At 71.4% G+C, this 15736-nt stretch carries 16 protein-coding genes and 1 pseudogene; 8 read left to right on the top strand and 9 right to left on the bottom strand.

Annotated elements, in window-relative coordinates; genetic code table 11:
• Window positions 1-92: 92 nt before the first annotated feature.
• From ACYF6T_RS12520 to ACYF6T_RS12530, 3 genes and pseudogenes are all read right to left on the bottom strand, one after another.
• Window positions 93-272 (bottom strand): annotated as a pseudogene (locus ACYF6T_RS12520) (metal-sensitive transcriptional regulator); the annotation flags it as partial.
• Window positions 273-303: 31 nt separating this feature from the next.
• On the bottom strand, window positions 304-756 hold the full coding sequence (locus ACYF6T_RS12525) for an OsmC family protein (protein WP_461695944.1): 453 nt from the start codon (window positions 754-756) through the stop codon (window positions 304-306).
• Between the two features lie 257 nt (window positions 757-1013).
• Complete coding sequence (locus tag ACYF6T_RS12530; protein ID WP_461695945.1) at window positions 1014-1304, bottom strand: hypothetical protein; 291 nt, start codon at window positions 1302-1304, stop codon at window positions 1014-1016.
• A 644-nt stretch (window positions 1305-1948) separates the two neighbouring features.
• Between ACYF6T_RS12530 and ACYF6T_RS12535 the strand changes: the two genes are divergently transcribed.
• Window positions 1949-2926 (top strand): universal stress protein, encoded by a 978-nt coding sequence (locus ACYF6T_RS12535; protein ID WP_461695947.1) that lies wholly within the window; start codon window positions 1949-1951, stop codon window positions 2924-2926.
• A 46-nt stretch (window positions 2927-2972) separates the two neighbouring features.
• On the opposite strand, the gene ACYF6T_RS12540 is transcribed toward ACYF6T_RS12535, so the two are convergent.
• Complete coding sequence (locus tag ACYF6T_RS12540) at window positions 2973-4019, bottom strand: Acg family FMN-binding oxidoreductase (protein WP_461695949.1); 1047 nt, start codon at window positions 4017-4019, stop codon at window positions 2973-2975.
• 194 nt (window positions 4020-4213) lie between these two features.
• Between ACYF6T_RS12540 and ACYF6T_RS12545 the strand changes: the two genes are divergently transcribed.
• The 3 genes from ACYF6T_RS12545 to ACYF6T_RS12555 all read left to right on the top strand — a co-directional run bounded on the left by ACYF6T_RS12545 (window position 4214) and on the right by ACYF6T_RS12555 (window position 7071).
• Entirely contained in the window at window positions 4214-5050 is an 837-nt protein-coding gene (locus tag ACYF6T_RS12545; protein WP_461695950.1) for a universal stress protein, read from the top strand.
• A gap of 516 nt (window positions 5051-5566) precedes the next feature.
• Window positions 5567-6310 (top strand): ANTAR domain-containing protein, encoded by a 744-nt coding sequence (locus ACYF6T_RS12550; RefSeq protein WP_461695952.1) that lies wholly within the window; start codon window positions 5567-5569, stop codon window positions 6308-6310.
• Window positions 6307-7071: a GAF domain-containing protein gene (locus ACYF6T_RS12555; RefSeq protein WP_461695954.1), complete on the top strand. Its 765-nt coding sequence runs from the start codon at window positions 6307-6309 to the stop codon at window positions 7069-7071. The genes ACYF6T_RS12550 and ACYF6T_RS12555 overlap by 4 nt, the downstream gene beginning before the upstream one ends.
• Window positions 7072-7097: 26 nt before the next feature.
• Here the strand turns inward: ACYF6T_RS12555 and ACYF6T_RS12560 are convergent, their stop codons facing one another.
• The 3 genes from ACYF6T_RS12560 to ACYF6T_RS12570 form a co-directional block, all read right to left on the bottom strand.
• Window positions 7098-7874, bottom strand: coding sequence for a GAF and ANTAR domain-containing protein (locus ACYF6T_RS12560; RefSeq protein ID WP_461695955.1), 777 nt, complete (start codon window positions 7872-7874; stop codon window positions 7098-7100).
• Window positions 7875-8248: 374 nt separating this feature from the next.
• Window positions 8249-8737, bottom strand: a complete 489-nt coding sequence (locus tag ACYF6T_RS12565; RefSeq protein ID WP_461695956.1) for a hypothetical protein — start codon at window positions 8735-8737, stop codon at window positions 8249-8251.
• A gap of 469 nt (window positions 8738-9206) precedes the next feature.
• Window positions 9207-10112, bottom strand: a complete 906-nt coding sequence (locus tag ACYF6T_RS12570) for a GAF domain-containing protein (RefSeq protein ID WP_461695957.1) — start codon at window positions 10110-10112, stop codon at window positions 9207-9209.
• 537 nt (window positions 10113-10649) lie between these two features.
• On the opposite strand from ACYF6T_RS12570, the gene ACYF6T_RS12575 reads away from it, so the two are divergent.
• The 3 genes from ACYF6T_RS12575 (at window position 10650) to ACYF6T_RS12585 (ending at window position 12865) form a co-directional block, all read left to right on the top strand.
• Window positions 10650-11603 (top strand): universal stress protein, encoded by a 954-nt coding sequence (locus tag ACYF6T_RS12575; RefSeq protein ID WP_461695958.1) that lies wholly within the window; start codon window positions 10650-10652, stop codon window positions 11601-11603.
• A 51-nt stretch (window positions 11604-11654) separates the two neighbouring features.
• Window positions 11655-12353, top strand: coding sequence for a CBS domain-containing protein (locus ACYF6T_RS12580; RefSeq protein WP_461695960.1), 699 nt, complete (start codon window positions 11655-11657; stop codon window positions 12351-12353).
• 86 nt (window positions 12354-12439) lie between these two features.
• Window positions 12440-12865 (top strand): avidin/streptavidin family protein, encoded by a 426-nt coding sequence (locus ACYF6T_RS12585; protein WP_461695961.1) that lies wholly within the window; start codon window positions 12440-12442, stop codon window positions 12863-12865.
• 39 nt (window positions 12866-12904) lie between these two features.
• Here ACYF6T_RS12585 and ACYF6T_RS12590 read toward each other — a convergent pair whose 3' ends face one another.
• On the bottom strand, window positions 12905-13957 hold the full coding sequence (locus tag ACYF6T_RS12590) for a class I fructose-bisphosphate aldolase (protein WP_461695963.1): 1053 nt from the start codon (window positions 13955-13957) through the stop codon (window positions 12905-12907).
• A gap of 118 nt (window positions 13958-14075) precedes the next feature.
• On the bottom strand, window positions 14076-15101 hold the full coding sequence (locus ACYF6T_RS12595) for a 6-phosphofructokinase (RefSeq protein ID WP_461695965.1): 1026 nt from the start codon (window positions 15099-15101) through the stop codon (window positions 14076-14078).
• A gap of 311 nt (window positions 15102-15412) precedes the next feature.
• On the opposite strand from ACYF6T_RS12595, the gene ACYF6T_RS12600 reads away from it, so the two are divergent.
• Window positions 15413-15703 (top strand): DUF1876 domain-containing protein, encoded by a 291-nt coding sequence (locus ACYF6T_RS12600; RefSeq protein ID WP_461695966.1) that lies wholly within the window; start codon window positions 15413-15415, stop codon window positions 15701-15703.
• The last annotated feature ends 33 nt before the right edge of the window (window positions 15704-15736 follow it).

A 15736-nucleotide genomic window follows, 5' to 3' on the forward strand; every position in this document is an offset into this window, starting at 1 on the left:
CCTTCTTGGTGGCTCGGGCGGTCGGAAGGGAAGGCCCTCTGTATACCCCGGGGGGTACTTGTGCATCCTTCGCGAGTATACCCCTCGGGGTAATCCGTCTCGTGATCTGTTGTGCGCCCGGGCTCCGTATCCGTCATGCACTGCTGTAGGTCCGTCGCGATCACGGCGAAACCGGCCCGGCCGAGTGTGCGCGAGGCGGCGGCAAGCTCTGTGACGACGTCCTCGCAGTCGCGTCCCTCCTCGATCATCCGGATCACACTGGAGACCTGCAGCGCCGGCGCACGGTCGGCGCCGCGGTTGCGCTCATGGCTCCAGCTCGATGTCGACCTCGGGCGGCTGGTGCAGGGTGTTGTGGACGGTGCAGTGAGAGGCCACGGCCAGCAGGGCCGCGCGGCGCCGCTCGGGCAGTTCCGGCGGTGGCACGATCACGAGGCGCACGGAGGTGACGCGTGGCGGGCGGTCGTCGGCCATGACGAACTCCGTACGCACGCGCAGTCCGGACAGCGGCACGCCGTGCCGGTGGAGGTAGCGGCCCGCGTAGAAGGCGACGCAGGTGGCCAGGGAGGCCGCGAAGAGTTCGGTGGGGGTGGGTGCGGTGTCCGTGCCGCCCGCTTCCAGGGGCTGGTCGACCCGGAGACGGTGTTCGCGCACGTCCACGGTGTAGGCGTCGCCCTGAACGTGGGTGACCTCCAGGCGATGTACGTCCACGGGCCGGGTGCGGTTCGTGCCGAGGGTCTGCGGTGTGCTGCCGGTCATGGCCGAGCCCTTCTCGCTGAAGTCGACTGCTCCGACTCCAGTCGAGCGCTGGGAGCGGTGGCGCGGTGAGGGGCGGACGGGGTGCGCCGGGGACCGTTCGGCCCTCGTACCCGATGCCGCGATGGAATACCCTGCCGGGTATTCGGTCGGAGTGCTTCACCGTGGCCGGATGAGTACCGGATGAGTACCTGGGCGGTGGTCTTGGCCGCAGACGTGTGCGGTTGGGTGCACTCGGCCGGGGTTGCCCATCGCCCGAGTCAGAGGGAGGGCGCGCCCTCGCTCGTCCGCCCGGCGGGCTCGATGCCGTGCTCGGCCAGGTCGGCGTGCAGGAGGAGCAGGCGGGCGAGGTCGCGTGCCTCGGCGGCGGTGAGTGCCGCCCACGCGCCCGGTTCTCCGCCCTTGGCGCGGCCCACGTCCAGGGTGACCCGGGTGATGGGCCGCTCCGCGGGTGCGAGCCGCAGGCGCCGTACGGCGATCCTGCGCCCGCAGGTGGTCACGACGCAGTTGTCCTCGCTCGTCGGAGGCCGGTCACGATCTGCGGCCGCCATCGTCCTCACGCTCCTTCGCCGGGTTGGGTGGCAGCCTCCGACGGGTGTGATCCGCGATGCGATACGGCATACCCGCCGGGGCATCAGCGACAGCGCTCCAAGCGGCCGCATTGTTCCCCTCGCGCGCAGCCGTTTGCCGGCGATCCGGGCCCTCTGGCGGAATGCCGTGCGGGGACGACCGGTCCGTCTTTCATGGTCTGGGTGGGAGGCCGACGGAACGCAGGCGATGCGGTACCGCCCTCCTGCCCCCTCGGGGCAGTGCCCGCGCGGCTCGGTTGACCGGGCGGGCACGCGTCCGCTTGCTCCCGCGCACGACGGACGCCACCCCGGTGCACCGACCCACCGGGATGTCCCTGGCGCGGGGCGTCGGGGGAGCCGCCTCCGCGTCACCTTCATTGTCCGTCGCGCAGCTGCGGCGAGGAGCTGCCGACAGGGCCGGAGTGGCGGACCGGCCGGCCGGGCGACGGCGCTTGGGAACGGGCCCTCCGCATCTCCCGCATGGGCCGAACGGCTCTTGCGCGGCGCGGCTGCGGGAGCAGACTCGATCCGGGGACAGGCACGGTTCCAGATCCGGGGAGCAGCGCGCGCAGGTCCTGGCGAGCGGGGGCGAGTCCTGCGGCTGGGGACGTGTGGGGGAGGCGACGATGAGCACTTCGGTACGCGCACCGATCGTGGTCGTGATCGGTCCCGGCTTGTTCGATCGTGCCGCCCTTCTGTGGGGAGCCGCCGAGGCCGACCGGCGCCACCTGCCCCTGCGCGTGGTGCACGCCCAGGGGCGACCATCCGGACGCGACCCCTCCGCCGTCCTGCACGACGCGGTCGAGGTCGTCGCGGATCGTCACCCCCAGCTGGAGGTCTCCACGCTGTACGCCGTGGGCTCCCCGACGGCGGCCCTGCGCGAGCAGACACACTCGGCCACGGCCGTGGTCCTGGGCCTGCCCCGCCCGGGCACGCACGACGAGCCGTTCACATCGGCGTGTGTGGCACTGCCGGTCACCGGGCAGGCCGGCTGCCCGGTGGTGGTCGTGCGCGGTGCCGGGCACACCGGTCGGCAGCAACCGTACGTCGTCGTGGGCGCGGATGCCGGTTGGGACGGCCGCCACCACTCCACGGCAGCCCTCGACTGCGCCTTCGAGGAAGCCGCACTGTGGGGCGCGGAGTTACGCGTGCTCTACGTCTGGCACCCGCCCCTCCTCGGAGTCCTGGACGAGCAGGCGGCCTTGAGGGAGTGTCACAGACTGCTGTCGGAGGCGGTGGCGAGCCATCAGGCCGCTCACCCTGACGTGGAAGTACGCCACTGGGTGGTGCGTGGCCGTCCGGCGCGGGTTCTCCCCCAGGAGTCCGCAGAGGCGCTCGCGCTCGTACTGGGGCGGTCGGCCCACGGCGGCCTCACCGGCGTGCTGGTCGGTTCTGTGCTCCGTGGGGCGTTGCGTCACGCCCGGTGCCCCCTGGTCGCCGTTCCCTGGGAGAGCGCACGCCGGCTTCCGTGCACCCGGCAGTACGCCGACCGGGTGCGCAGCACCACCGGGCAGGGTGCGCGCCTGCTGACCCGCCTCACGCGTGATCGGGTGCGGGCGGTTCGCAGGGGATGCCGGTCGTGTGTCCGGCACTGGTGGTTCTGAGCACCCGGCACCGGTGGAAAGCGTGCGCAGACTCCGGTGTACTCCGTCATCCGTCCGTGAGAACCGCGTCGACCGGGCGCCGGGGGATCGGACGACCACGGGTGGTGTGGCCGAGACGCAGGATCATCTGGGGGAACTCGCCACGGGTGAGCGTCGAGCGCAACTGGGCGCGCAGCGAGGGTATTTCGAGCGGCTGGGTGTGGAAGGCCGCCGCGGTCCAGCGGGCGGTGGCGTGCAGCAGCACCCGCTGCAGGGCCTGTCCGGTACGCAGCCAGTCCTCCCGGGTGTCGTGTCGGGTGGTGAGGAGGAGGACGAGTCCCGTACCAGGGGGCCAGATGAGCGGTACCGCGGGTGAGGCGGGCATGACGCGGAGGAAGTCGCGTCCGGCCAGGCCGGTGCCGTCCGGGTGGCAGGTGCAGGCGTCCGGCGGGACGCCGTCCGGGCCTTCTCCCCGGGCGAGGCGTGTCCAGTGGAGCAGTTCGGCGACGCGGCCGGGGTCGGCGCGGTCGATGGCCTCGGCTGTACGGACGAGCTCCGCGAGATGATGCCGCGCGAGGGGGGACTCCATCGTCCGCAGCTCGGCGCCTTCCGCGCGGGCGTGCTCGCGCAGCTCGTCGACCAGCCGCCGCGGCAGCGGGAAGCGCTGGAACACCCCACGGTACGTGCGCCGTTGCCACAGCGAGCGGTACATCAGGGTTGTGCCGGTGTCCGGCCTGGCGTACGGCCCCCAGCCGACGTGGGCCAGGTGGGCCGGGTTCCCGGCGTCGGGAAAGGGTCGTACGACGGGCAGGAAGCCGAGATGCCGCACGGCGAGGCGCACGTTGAACAGGGCTGCGCCACAGCTGATGATCTGTTCCCGCCCGTCCGGGTCGGTGAGCGGGAGCCGGCGCGTGGGGTCCGCGTAGAGGTCGAGTTCCCCCGCATGACGAGCGAAGAGCCAGGGCTGGGTGTTGTGGATCGAGGGCGCGGTGACGGCCACGCCCACCACGTGGCGGGCCGCGTGGTCGATCTCGGGCCGTGCGGGCGGGGAAGGCGTGGCGGCGGTCAGGCTCTCGGGGAAACCGTCGATCACGGTGACGCCTGGTCGTGACATGGCCGGTCACCTCTGTGCCCTGTGCGTCGGTCGGTCTGTGCCCTGCTGCCATCGTGGGGTCGGGGTTCCCCGCGAAGGAGGAGCCACCAGTCCCGCGCTGTGGCCCGTACGGCCCCTGCACGGAGTGTCACGGCGAGAGCGACCGTGGACCCCGGGGCCACTGAGTGCCGTGGCCGGGCGGGAGGCGAACCGGCATGGAGCGAACGATCGTTGTCGGTGTCGACGGCTCCACACGGAGTCTGGTGGCGGCGAACTGGGCGGCGCGGGAGGCCTTGTGGCGCGGGATGCCCTTGAGGACGGTGTACGTGTCGGGTCGGTGCGGGACGGACACGGTCGAGTGGTGGCACGGTTTTCCGCAGCTGCCCACAGACTTGACCGCGGTTGAACGGGCGTCGGGGTTGGCGGAGTTGAGGGCCGAAGAGATCCGGATCGGCGGTGAGCCGGCGTCGGAGCTGCTCCGACTGGGTGCCTCGGCCGACCTGCTGGTCCTCGGCATACGCGGTGCCGGCGGGTACGCGGGGCTGTCGGTGGGGTCGGTGGCCCGCACGGTGGCCGAGTGCTCGCCCCGGCCTGTGGTACTGGTGCCGAGCGGGCCTGAGTGCGCCGGCACCGGCTGGCGTACGGACAAGGTCTCGGTCGGCGTCGACGCACGGTGGCCGGACGACGCGGCCAACGCCTTCGCCTTCGACAGGGCCTGCCACCTGGGCGTCCGGCTGCGCGCGGTGTATGCGTGGGGCACGCCGCGGCCCGACGTGTCTTTGCCGTGCTGCGCCGCGCCCAGGAAGAGCCGGGCCGCCGGGGAGGACGCCGCGGCACGGCTCCTGTCCGACGCCCTGCGTCCGTGGTGTGAGAAGTACGCGCAGGTGGAAGTAGTGGAAGACGTCCCGCGCTTCGGCGTCGGCGAGACCTTGGTGCGGGCCTCGAACCGGGCGGAACTGCTGGTCGTCGGGCGGCGGGGGAGCAGACTCGGTGCCGCGGTGAACAGTCTGGTCGCCCATGCCGGATGTCCGGTGGCGGTGGTGCCGGAGTGATGGAGGAGTGCTGCTCGACGTCTGGGAGCGATCTGCGCAGGAGTGGGGCGGAGGCGGCCGGTGCACATGCCGTGCCAGTGAATCGGTGGCGGGCCGTGCCGTCTGAACGCCCGCATCGTGCGCCGCTCCTTGAAGGGGTCGGGTAGCGGGAGCGTGGTCGTGGGGTCGAGGGTGTGGACGAACTCGGCGGGCGGCATCCGATCGGTGTCTCGGTCGGCGCCGGCGAAATCCTGCGGGCGTGCCCCATCGGCGAGCGAGCCGGCCTTGAGGCAGCCGGGGCGCCTCTGCGGCGGCGCCGAGCTAGGGCGCTGGTTCTGGCTGCCGTGGCCAGGACACCGGCGCCGGTGGCGATCGGCGCGGCTGGGGGAACGGGGCTGCCGGTGGCGACGTTTCCGGGCCGTACCGGTCCTGAGGCGCCGGGTCGCCACCGAGCCCCTTGGCCACGTGAGGAAGTAGTCTTCGCGGTGAGTCGGCGGGCGCGCTGCCCGGCATCTGGTGGTGACGGAGTGGAGGCCGGTGATCAGCGACGGCATGGCCGAGGTGCTGCGTTCACTGGGCCGCAGCCGGGGCGACGAGGTGATGCACGCGAGTGCCGGGGTGCTGGGTGCCGACGGTGTCGCCGTGTCGCTGGTGATCGGCGGCGGCCCGCTCGCCGAGCCGCTGTGGTGGACGCAGGGTGTCAGCGCGCGGTTCGAGGAACTGCAGTACACCCTCGGTGAGGGGCCCGGTCCCGAGGCGCTGCGTACGCGGACGCATGTGATCGAGCCGGATCTGGAGGCGGTGCGGCCGGGCCGCTGGCCGGATCTGGTTCCGGCGGCCCGGAGGGCGGGTGTGTACGGCGCGTGCTGCTTCTTCCTGGGGGTGGGCGGTATCCGGCTGGGGGTGCTGACAGTGCTGTCTTCACAGGATCGCAAGCTGACCGGGCAGCAGTACGAGGATGCCCTCGCGCTGGCCGCCGGGCTGACCGCTGCTCTGCTGCGTCAGAGCCCGTCCGAAGTCTGGCCCGGTGAGGGTGAGACGGCGCAGCAGCGGACGATGTGGGCGACCGACGGTCTGCACCGGCCGGTGGTGCACCAGGCCACGGGCATGGTCAGTGTGCAGCTCGACGTGTCACTCGCGGAGGCTCTGGTGCGGCTGCGTGCCTACGCTTATGCCAGTGGACGCCCGCTGGGCGAGGTGGCCGTGGACGTGGTGGCCAGAAGAATCCGCTTCAGCGACGATACGAACGGGCCGTACCCGGCCGAGGGTGGAAAGGGATGATCGGCATGGCCCGCGAGCAGCGTCTCGCCGAGATCTTCGTTGAACTGGCGGACTCCCTCATCGACGATTTCGACGTCATCGACCTGCTGCAGCGTCTGTCCGCACGCTGCGTGGAACTCCTGGACGTGCAGGCCGCCGGGATCATGCTGGCCGACGGACAGGGTGCGCTCCAGGTCGTCGCCGCCTCCGACGAGCGGACTCATCTGCTGGAGCTGTTCGCTCTCCAGCACGATCAGGGACCCTGCGTGGAGTGCTTCCGCACCCGGCAGCCGAGGACGAACATCGATCTGACCGACACGGCGGCGACGGCCGACTGGCCGGGCTTCGCCGCCCGGGCACGGGACACCGGCTACGTGGCCACCCACGCGCTGCCGCTGCGCCTGCGGCAACGGATCGTGGGTGCCCTCAACCTCTTCCAGTCCGCTCCGGGCACGCTCGGGGAGGAGGACGTCACCCTCGCCCAGGCGATGGCGGACGTGGCCACCGTCGCGATCCTGCAGCAGCGGACGCTGGAGCAGGCCCACGTGGAGAACAGCCAGTTGCAGACCGTGCTCACCAGTCGGGTGCTGATCGAACAGGTCAAGGGGATGCTGGCGGAACGCTGGGGTACGACGGTCGACCAGGCGTTCGTGGTGTTCCGGGACCACGCGCGCGAGCAGGGGCTGGGTCTTGCCGAACTGGCCCGGCAGATCGTCGACGGCAGGCAGGACGCGGCGGCCATCCCTCCGCCCGGGACGCCGAGGCGCGACGCCATGCCGTAGATCGTCTTCGTGGCAGGGGTCAAGCCCTACGGCGGCGATGACGGGTTGTCGGACCACCGTCCCTGTGACGGAGCGCGGGATGCGCCGGCCACGCTGTCGAGCACGTCACGTGCCACGTCGGCGAGCCGGCGCCGGTGGTGGCGGGCATGGCGGCGTATCTGCTCGAAGGCCTCCTGGGCGCTCAGGTTCCACCGTTGTGCCAGTACTCCCTTGGCCTGTTCGATGACCACGCGGGAGGTGAGAGCGGTCCGCAGCTGGGCGGTCAGGGTCTCACTGTCGCGCAGGGTGCGTTGCTGGATGATGCTGATGGTGGCCATGTCGGCCAGGGCTTGGGCGAGACGCAGCCGGTCGGCGTCCAGGCGGTCCGTCGGATCCGTGCTCAGCAGAACCAGGGCGCCGATCATCTTCTCGCGCAGCAGAAGCGGTACGGCGGCCGCGGAGGTGAACCCGAGATCGCGGGCCGCACGGCTGAAGTGGGGCCAGGCCGTCTGCGCGTGGGGGTGATCGAGGGGTATGTCAGGAACCGGGTGGCCGGTGTGGTGACAGTCCTGGCCGGGACCCTCCTGCTGTTCGGCGCACGAGGCGTGCAGCGCGCGGGTGCGTTCGTCGGAGGCGGCCACATCGAGCACACGGTTGCGAGCGGACGCCAGCAGGACGGCTGCCGCTGACACGTCGAGCAGCCGGACGCAGTGCTCGGTGAGTGAGTGGAGAAAGGCGATCACGTCGAACGCGTCGTCCACCAGGCTGTCGGCCAGGTCGACGAACGCGGCGGCGAGATCCGCTTCACGGGGCTGCTGGGGCATGGCTGCACCTCGTCTCGCTCGTGCCGACCACGCTGGCACGTCCTACCGTCCCGTACCAGGGCCGATCGGCCCTTGACCCCGGGGCGCGCAGGCGCACTCCGGCAGGGAGTAGCCGGCCCGGACGCGGGAGGGCGTCGTAGGGCTGGGCGGGCCGGCAGTGCAGGACGAGCAGCACCGGGGACTCCGCCTGACACACGGCGGCATGGGCTATCGCGCCCAGCGGCGGGTGTGCGCCGTCCGGGCGCTGGTGGAGCCGAGCGGGGACGCGGACGCGGCGCCCGGGCGCTGGTGGAGCCGAGGACGAGGAATTCCGCGTCCGCACCTGCCGCGAACAGCGCCTCCGTGGGCGGCTCACGCGACAAGATCCGTACGCCTCACTTGTCTTCGCGGATACCGGAGATCAGCCGGGTGGCGAGGTCGGACTGGATCACCAGGCGGACCGTGTGTTCGTGCTTTCCGCCGTCGTTCCAGGTGAGGGTGGCCCGGGTCCAGCAGTGGCCCATGCTGCTGTCGTTGTACTCGACGCTCCACCCGGTGGGCGTTCCTTTGGTACGCAGGACGCCGTCCTGGTGGTGTTCGGCCTCCCAGCGCGCCAGGGCGCGACGCAGTTCGGCGGTGAGGTAGTGCCGGCGCAGGGCGTCGGTCAGGCGGCCGTGGCCCACGTCGTGCAAGGCGTCGGCGTAGGCGCCGTAGAAGTCGGCGACGTGGTCGACGGCGGACGCCGGATTCCCGCTGCGGCCGTCGACCGCGGCGATGGCTTCGGTGGATGCCGTGTCGGTGGTCTTGGCTCCTGGTGCAAGCATGGTGAGGCCGAGCACCATGGCTGCCAGCGTGATACGACGCAACGTACGGGGCGTGGCCATGACGCTCCCCTCCTTTCTCGAAGCAGAACGCGGATGTACCTCACCTCTCAGTACATCGCGAGATCGGATCGCCGCAGAGGGTCAACCGGTGGTCGTGGCAAGGCCGTTCAGTCCCTGGCGTATCGGGATGCGAGGACGGCCCCTGTCGTTCGGTCTCACCGGACGGCGATCCGTCGTATACGTCAAGAGGCCGGTGCGCCTGTTCCCGGGCCCCACCGGCTTCTTCAGGGTGGATCGACGAGGGACTAGCGTCCTGTGCCGCGCCCGGGACCCCGGCCGCCTGCCAGCCGGTCCCTGCTCGCCGATCTCGGACCGGTGTCCGCGGCCTCCTTCCGCGTGGCGGGCGGCGCCCCGGCGCCCGGCCGACGGCGGAGGGGGACGTCGGCCGGGCGTGGTCGTAGGGCTCTCCGTGGGGTGTGCTGTCCGCTCCCGGCGCCCGTTGTCGGGCCGGCGAGATGCTCGGCTGGATTCACGCCCTGTAAGGCGGGTGGCCGGTCCCCTGCGTTCCGGTCCGGCCGCAAGGGCGCCCCTCGATCTCCAGCGCGGTCCACTGGATGTGCCGGATCGCTTCGTCGAGTTCGTCCAGGCCGGCCTGCACGCGCCGCGCCACGAGATCATCGTGGGTGACCAGCTGCAGCGTGCCCGCGAGGTTCAGCCCCGCGGAGAAGATCCGGTTGATCGTGTCGGACAGGACCTGCCGCATGAGCGGTGCGCTGGACGAGTGGCCGGGCCAGGACAGGGCGGTGGCGTCGGGCAGCTGGACGGTCGCGCTGTGACGGGCGCCGGGTGATGTGTCCAGATGTCGTGCGACGACTTGGCCGGCGAGTCGGCCGTAGAGCTCCATGAGCCGCAGGTCCCGGTGGGACGGGCTGCCGGGTTGGGGCGCGTGGGTGGAGATCATGCCGACGATCCGGCCCGCCGGGTCGACCAGCGGCGTGGACTGGACCGCACGGACGCCGGCGGCACGGAAGACCCTCTGATGTGATTGCAGGGCCGGGTCGGCGCGGACGTCCGACACGACGGCCTGGGCACTGCGACGGGCGGCCTGGCCGCAGACGGAACCGTCGTCGCTAACCACCGCGAAGTGGTCGAGGAACCCGTCACGGAAGCCGGAATGGCTGACCAGGACGAGTGAACCGTCACGCGGGTCGATGACCTGAACGTTGCCGAATTCCGCGCCCATGAGGGCCACCGAGGTGTCGGTGATCGTGGTGAGGGCGGCACCCAGGCGAGGGACCTCGCGCAGCTCGGCCGCCGCCTCCTGCACCTCCTCGACGCCGGCGGGCTCCTCCAGGGCGAGGTCGAGGTAGGCGACTGAGGTGGTCGAGCCTGCGGGCGAGCCCGTCTGTGTCGAGGGGTTGCAGCCGGGTCGCACGGTACGACGCCATCACCTGGTCCAGCCGCCCGGCGAGGTTCTGGGAGGGGTTCGCGGACATGCGCACCACATGCCTTCGCTCCGGATTCGTCCCTCGTCGTCACCAGGCTACATCCGCGACGCGGTGCCGGACAGACGTACCAGGTGGCCTGCTGCCGTCGACGGTAATGGGCCGGTAGGCGTGATCGGTGACCCGTTGGGCTCATGCGTCGTGTGGCGCGCCGTCGGACGCTGGAAGTGACGAGGAGTTGACCAGGGGTCAACAGGCCGAGGAGGAGAAGAGAGTCGAGCGGCGATGCGGAGTTCGCGTCTGTACCGGAACCCGTCGCCGGAGGGTGGGCACCCCGGCATGTTCGCGTTCCACGTCTCGATTTCCTCGTACGGCGGACGAGTTGACGCGTGCTGCCGGTCCCCCCTGTTCCCCGATCTCCTCTCCTCCCTCCGCACCGTCACCGCCCGTCGGCCCTCGTACTGCCGCAGCCGGGCGAGCCGAGCCCGACACCGTGCCTGTCCACGACCCGCGCCGAGGAGAGAGGAGTGACGGAAGTGACGAAAGAACGCAAGACGCTGTGGGAGTACGCCGCCTTCGCGCCGGGACCCGCGTTGACCGGGCACGTTCTGGTCGGTGTGGACGGCTCTGGCGGGTCGGCACGCGCGCTGGACCACGCGGCCGCTGAGGCGCTGGCCCGCAGGGTGCCGTTGGAGATCCTGCACGCCTGGCCCTGGGCCGGGCACGGAGCCGCCGGGACACCGGCGGGCGCGAAGGACGTGGACGCCCTCATCGACGGGGCACACGGCGTGCTGGAGCGTGGCGCCGCACGGGTTCGCGTGCGCGCTCCCGACCTCGACGTGGTGTTGACCCTGAGCCCGGAACCGGCCGCCACGGAGCTGGTGCGGCGCGGTGAGTGGGCCGCGCTGACCGTCGTCGGCACTCATGGGCTGTCCTGGGTCACCGACATGCTGGCCGGATCGGTGAGCCTGCGGGTCGCCGCCCGCTGCGGCAGCCCGCTGCTGGTGGTGCGCGGCGAACGGACGCGGGGTGAGCCGGAACACGGCACGGTGCTGGTGGGTGTGGCCGACGACACCGACGCGAACGCCGCCGCCCTGTTCGCCTTCGAGGAGGCCCGGCGACGGGGCGCGCAGGTGTGGGCGCTGCACGTGTCCGGCGCGCCCGAACCGTCGGGCGGTCTGCGCGCTCCCCTCGCCGCGCGGCCGGCGGCGGAACGGACGACGCTGCTGCGCGAGGAGGACATGGTGCCGCGGAGGGCCGTCTCCGCGCTGCGGGAGGAATTCCCGGAGGTCGGGGTGCGCACCGACACCGTGTGGAGCGGCGGGCCGGGGGCGTTGGTGGAGGCGAGCCGGGTGGCAGACCTGGCCGTGATCACCGCGCGTCACCGCCACGGGCGACGGCTCGGCCCGCAGGCCGGTTCGTTCACGTACGCGCTGCTGCACGAAGCGCACTGCCCGGTCGTCCTCGCACCCGTCGGCTGAGGACGACGGACGGGATCACCTACCGAAGGACGGAGAGAGGAAAGGACGATCATGTACCGCAGGCTCAAGGACGTCATGACCCGGGAGGTGGTGTGCGCCCACCGTGAGACGCCGTTCAAGCAGGTGGCCAGGCTGCTGTCGGACAACCACATCAGCGGGCTGCCCGTCGTGGACGACGAGGGAAAGGTCGTCGGGGTGATCTCCGAGAGCGATCTCCTGCAGCGTCAGACACATCTGGACCAGGGCCATGGGCACCGGCACAGCCGCCGGCCCAGGTTGACCCGCTCGGCCCGCACGGCCGCGGCCAAGGCACGCGCCAGGACCGCGGATCACCTGATGACCCGGCCCGCGATCACCGCCACCCCGGACCACTACGTGACGGAGGCCGCGCAGCTCATGCGCGAACACGGCGTGGACCGGCTGCCCGTGGTGGACGGCGAGCACCGTCTGGTCGGCATCGTCAGCCGCGGCGACCTGCTGCGGGTCTTCCTGCGTACGGACGAGGAGATCCGCCGAGACGTGACGCGACGGGTGGTGCGGGGACTGGATGTTCCCCGTTACGTCGTGGACGTCGGCGTCGACGGGGGAGTGGTGACGCTGAGGGGGCTTCTGGAGCGGCGCGACGACGCCGAACTCGCGGCGTGGATCGCCACGCACGTGGACGGGGTGGTGGCGGTCACCAGCCGCCTCACCCATCGCCGGAGCGGTACTCGGGCGCGTTCCACGGTCGGCGCCGCCGGCCACATGTGAGGCGAACCGCTCCGTGCGCGCCGGGTCCTGTCGGGTCGACGGACTCGGCGCCCGCGGGGCGGCTCGGAAGGCGAGGAGGGCAAACGATGAGCATCAGCGGTGACTGGTACAACGAGATCGGCTCACACATGCGGATCACGGCGGACCCGACGGGCTGTGTCCGGGGCACCTACGTCTCGGCCGCCGGACACGCCGTGGGGACGTACGCACTGGTCGGCCGGTGCGAGGCGGCCGCCGTCCCGGAACACGGCATCCCGCTCGGCTGGACGGTGGTCTGGCGCAACGGGCGGACCGACGCCGGGTCGGTGACCAGCTGGAGCGGGCAGTACTACGAGGACGGTGAGGAGCGGATCTGCGCCACCTGGCTGCTCACGGCCTCCGCGACCGCGGCCAACACCTGGGAGGCCACGGCCGTGGGGCAGGACGTCTACACCCGCCGACCGCCCTCCCGGGAACAGGCCGAGCAGCGGCTGCGGCAGGCCCGTACCGTCTCGCGCCCGAGCCCGGTGTGAGGCGCACCCGGTCCGGCACCGGGGATCGGGCGGCCGGGATCAGGCGATGGTGACGTTGTCGTCCAGGTACACGTCCTGGACGGCGTGCAGCAGTGCGACGCCCTCGCCGGTGGGGCGTTGGAAGGCTTTGCGGCCGGTGATCAGACCGGTGCCGCCGGCCCGTTTGTTGATGACCGCGGTCCGTACGGCCTGCGCGAGGTCGTCCTGGCCGGTCGAGGCGCCGCCGCTGTTGATGAGGCCCACCCGGCCCATGTAGCAGTTGGCGACCTGCCAGCGGGTGAGGTCGATGGGGTGGTCGGTGGCGAGCGTGCCGTACACGAGGGGGTCGGTCTTGCCGAATCCCAGGGCGCGGTAACCGCCGTTGTTCTCGGCCTGCTTCTGCTTGACGATGTCGGCCTCGACGGTCACGCCGAGGTGGTTGGCCTGGCCGGTGAGGTCGGCGGAGACCGCGTAGTCCGTGCCGTCCTTCTTGAACGCCGGGTTGCGCAGGTAGCACCACAGCACGGTGAACATGCCCAACTCGTGGGCATGGGCGAACAGTTCGCTGACCTCACGCAGTTGGCGGTCCGCCTGTTCCGAGCCGAAGTAGACCGTGGCGCCGACACCGGCCGCGCCGAGGTCGAAGCACTGCTGGACATTGCCGAACATGACCTGGTCGTAGTGGTTCGGGTAGGTCAGCAGCTCGTTGTGGTTGAGCTTCACGATGAAGGGGATCTTGTGCGCGTAGCGCCGCGAGACGGCCCCCAGGACGCCCAGCGTGCTGGCGACCGCGTTGCAGCCGCCCTCGACGGCGAGCTCGACGATGTTCTTCGGGTCCAGATAGCGGGGATTGGGCGCGAACGCGGAGGCCGCGGAGTGCTCGATGCCCTGGTCGACGGGCAGGATCGAGACGTATCCGGTCCCGGCCAGACGGCCGTGGTCGAAGAGGGCCTGCAGATTGCGCAGCACCTGCGGTGAACGGTCGGTCGCGGCCACGACCCGGTCGACGAAGTCGGGGCCGGGCAGCACCAGGTCTTCCTTCGGGATCCCCTGGGCGAAGTGGGTCAGCAGATCCTTCGCGTCCTCGCCCAGCAACCCTTGGATGTCGGTCATCGTCGCACCTCCAGGCGGTCGTACGGCCGTTTTCTCTGGTCACTGCCCACCGTGGGGTGCGGGGTGATCGTCCGACAGAGCCCGTTGGACCCCTCACCGGAGTCCAACGGGCCTGGCGTCAGCCGAAGAACACCTCGAACTCGTCGTAGAGCGACGGGTCTACCACTTTGGTCCTGCCCCGGGTCTCGTCGAGCGGGACCCGGACGATCTCGGTGCCGCGCAGGGCGATCATCGTGCCGAAGGCGCCGTCCTTGACCGCGTCGACGGCGTGCAGTCCGAAGCGGGTGGCCAGCCACCGGTCGAAGGCGCTCGGTGTGCCGCCGCGCTGCACATGGCCGAGAACCGTGGTGCGGGCCTCCGTTCCGGTGCGCCCCTCGATCTCCTGGGCCAGCCACTCGCCGATGCCGGACAGCCGCACGTGGCCGTACTCGTCCACCGACCGGTCCTTGAGGATCATCTGTCCTTCCTTGGGAACGGCTCCCTCGGCGGCCACGACGATCGGCGCGTAGTTGATCTCGAAACGGTTCTTCACCCACGCGCAGACCTGGTCGATGTCGAAGGGCCGCTCCGGGATGAGGATCACGTTGGCACCGCCCGCGACACCGGCGTGCAGCGCGATCCACCCGGAGTGCCGGCCCATCACTTCCACCACCAGGGTGCGCATGTGCGACTCGGCCGTGGTGTGGAGCCGGTCGATGGCCTCGGTGGCGATGCCGACGGCCGTGTCGAAGCCGAAGGTGTAGTCGGTGCCGGCCACGTCGTTGTCGATGGTCTTGGGCACGCCGACCAGCTTGATCCCCTGGCGGCTCAGCTCCGTGGCCGCGCCGAGGGTGTCCTCGCCGCCGATCACGATCAGTGCGTCGATCCGGTGCGCGGCCAGGGTGTCCTGGATGCGCCGCATCCCGTCCTCGTGGCGGAAGGGGTTGGTGCGGGAGGAACCGAGGATGGTTCCCCCGCGTGGCAGGATGCCGCGCACGTCGGGGATGTCCAGCGGCATCACCTTGTCGCGGAGGGCGCCGAGCCAGCCGTCGCGCAGGCCGGCGAACGTGAAGCCGTAGTCCTGGGTGCCCTTGCGGACGACGCTGCGGATCACGGCGTTGAGACCGGGGCAGTCACCGCCGCCGGTCAGGACTCCGATCTTCATGGCTTCCTCCCTCTCTCCCGGGCGGAAGGACGTCCTCTGGTCACGACGCGGCGCGTCGTCGGACGACTCCGCGGATGTGCGGCCGGAGAGCCGGGTGTCTCTTCCTCCATGATGTGCGCCGAAGAGCCCGGCAGCGACTTCCGTGGGGCCTGCCGCACAGGACCTTCGGCCCCGTGACCGGGGGCTGTCGGCGTCCGACCATGAAGAGGGGACGACCACGCCGCATCCGGCGCGCGGGCACGACGGTCGACGTGCCGTCCGGCATGCCACTGCTCGACCTGGAGGACCGGCACCAGGATGAGGAGGAAACGATGTTGCACACCGCGGAGTGGAAGGTCCGCCTCTACCTCTTCGAGGAGGAGGGGACGACGAAGGCACGGGTGGTACTGGAGACCGGAACCACCTCGTTCACCGGCCACGGGATCGCACACTGCAACCCCGGGGACACCGACGTACCGGAGATCGGCGACGAACTCGCCGCCGGCAGGGCACTGCACGACCTCGCCCGGCAGCTGGTGGACACCGCCGGGCGGGACGTCGTGGCCAGGGAGCCGGCCGCGGCCAGGCGGGAGTCTCCGCCGGCCATCGGCTGGCCGGTGTGACCGGCAGACGCAGGCGACCAGGCAGGGGCGCCG

The sequence above is a fragment of the Streptomyces sp. 7R007 genome (assembly GCF_054850255.1).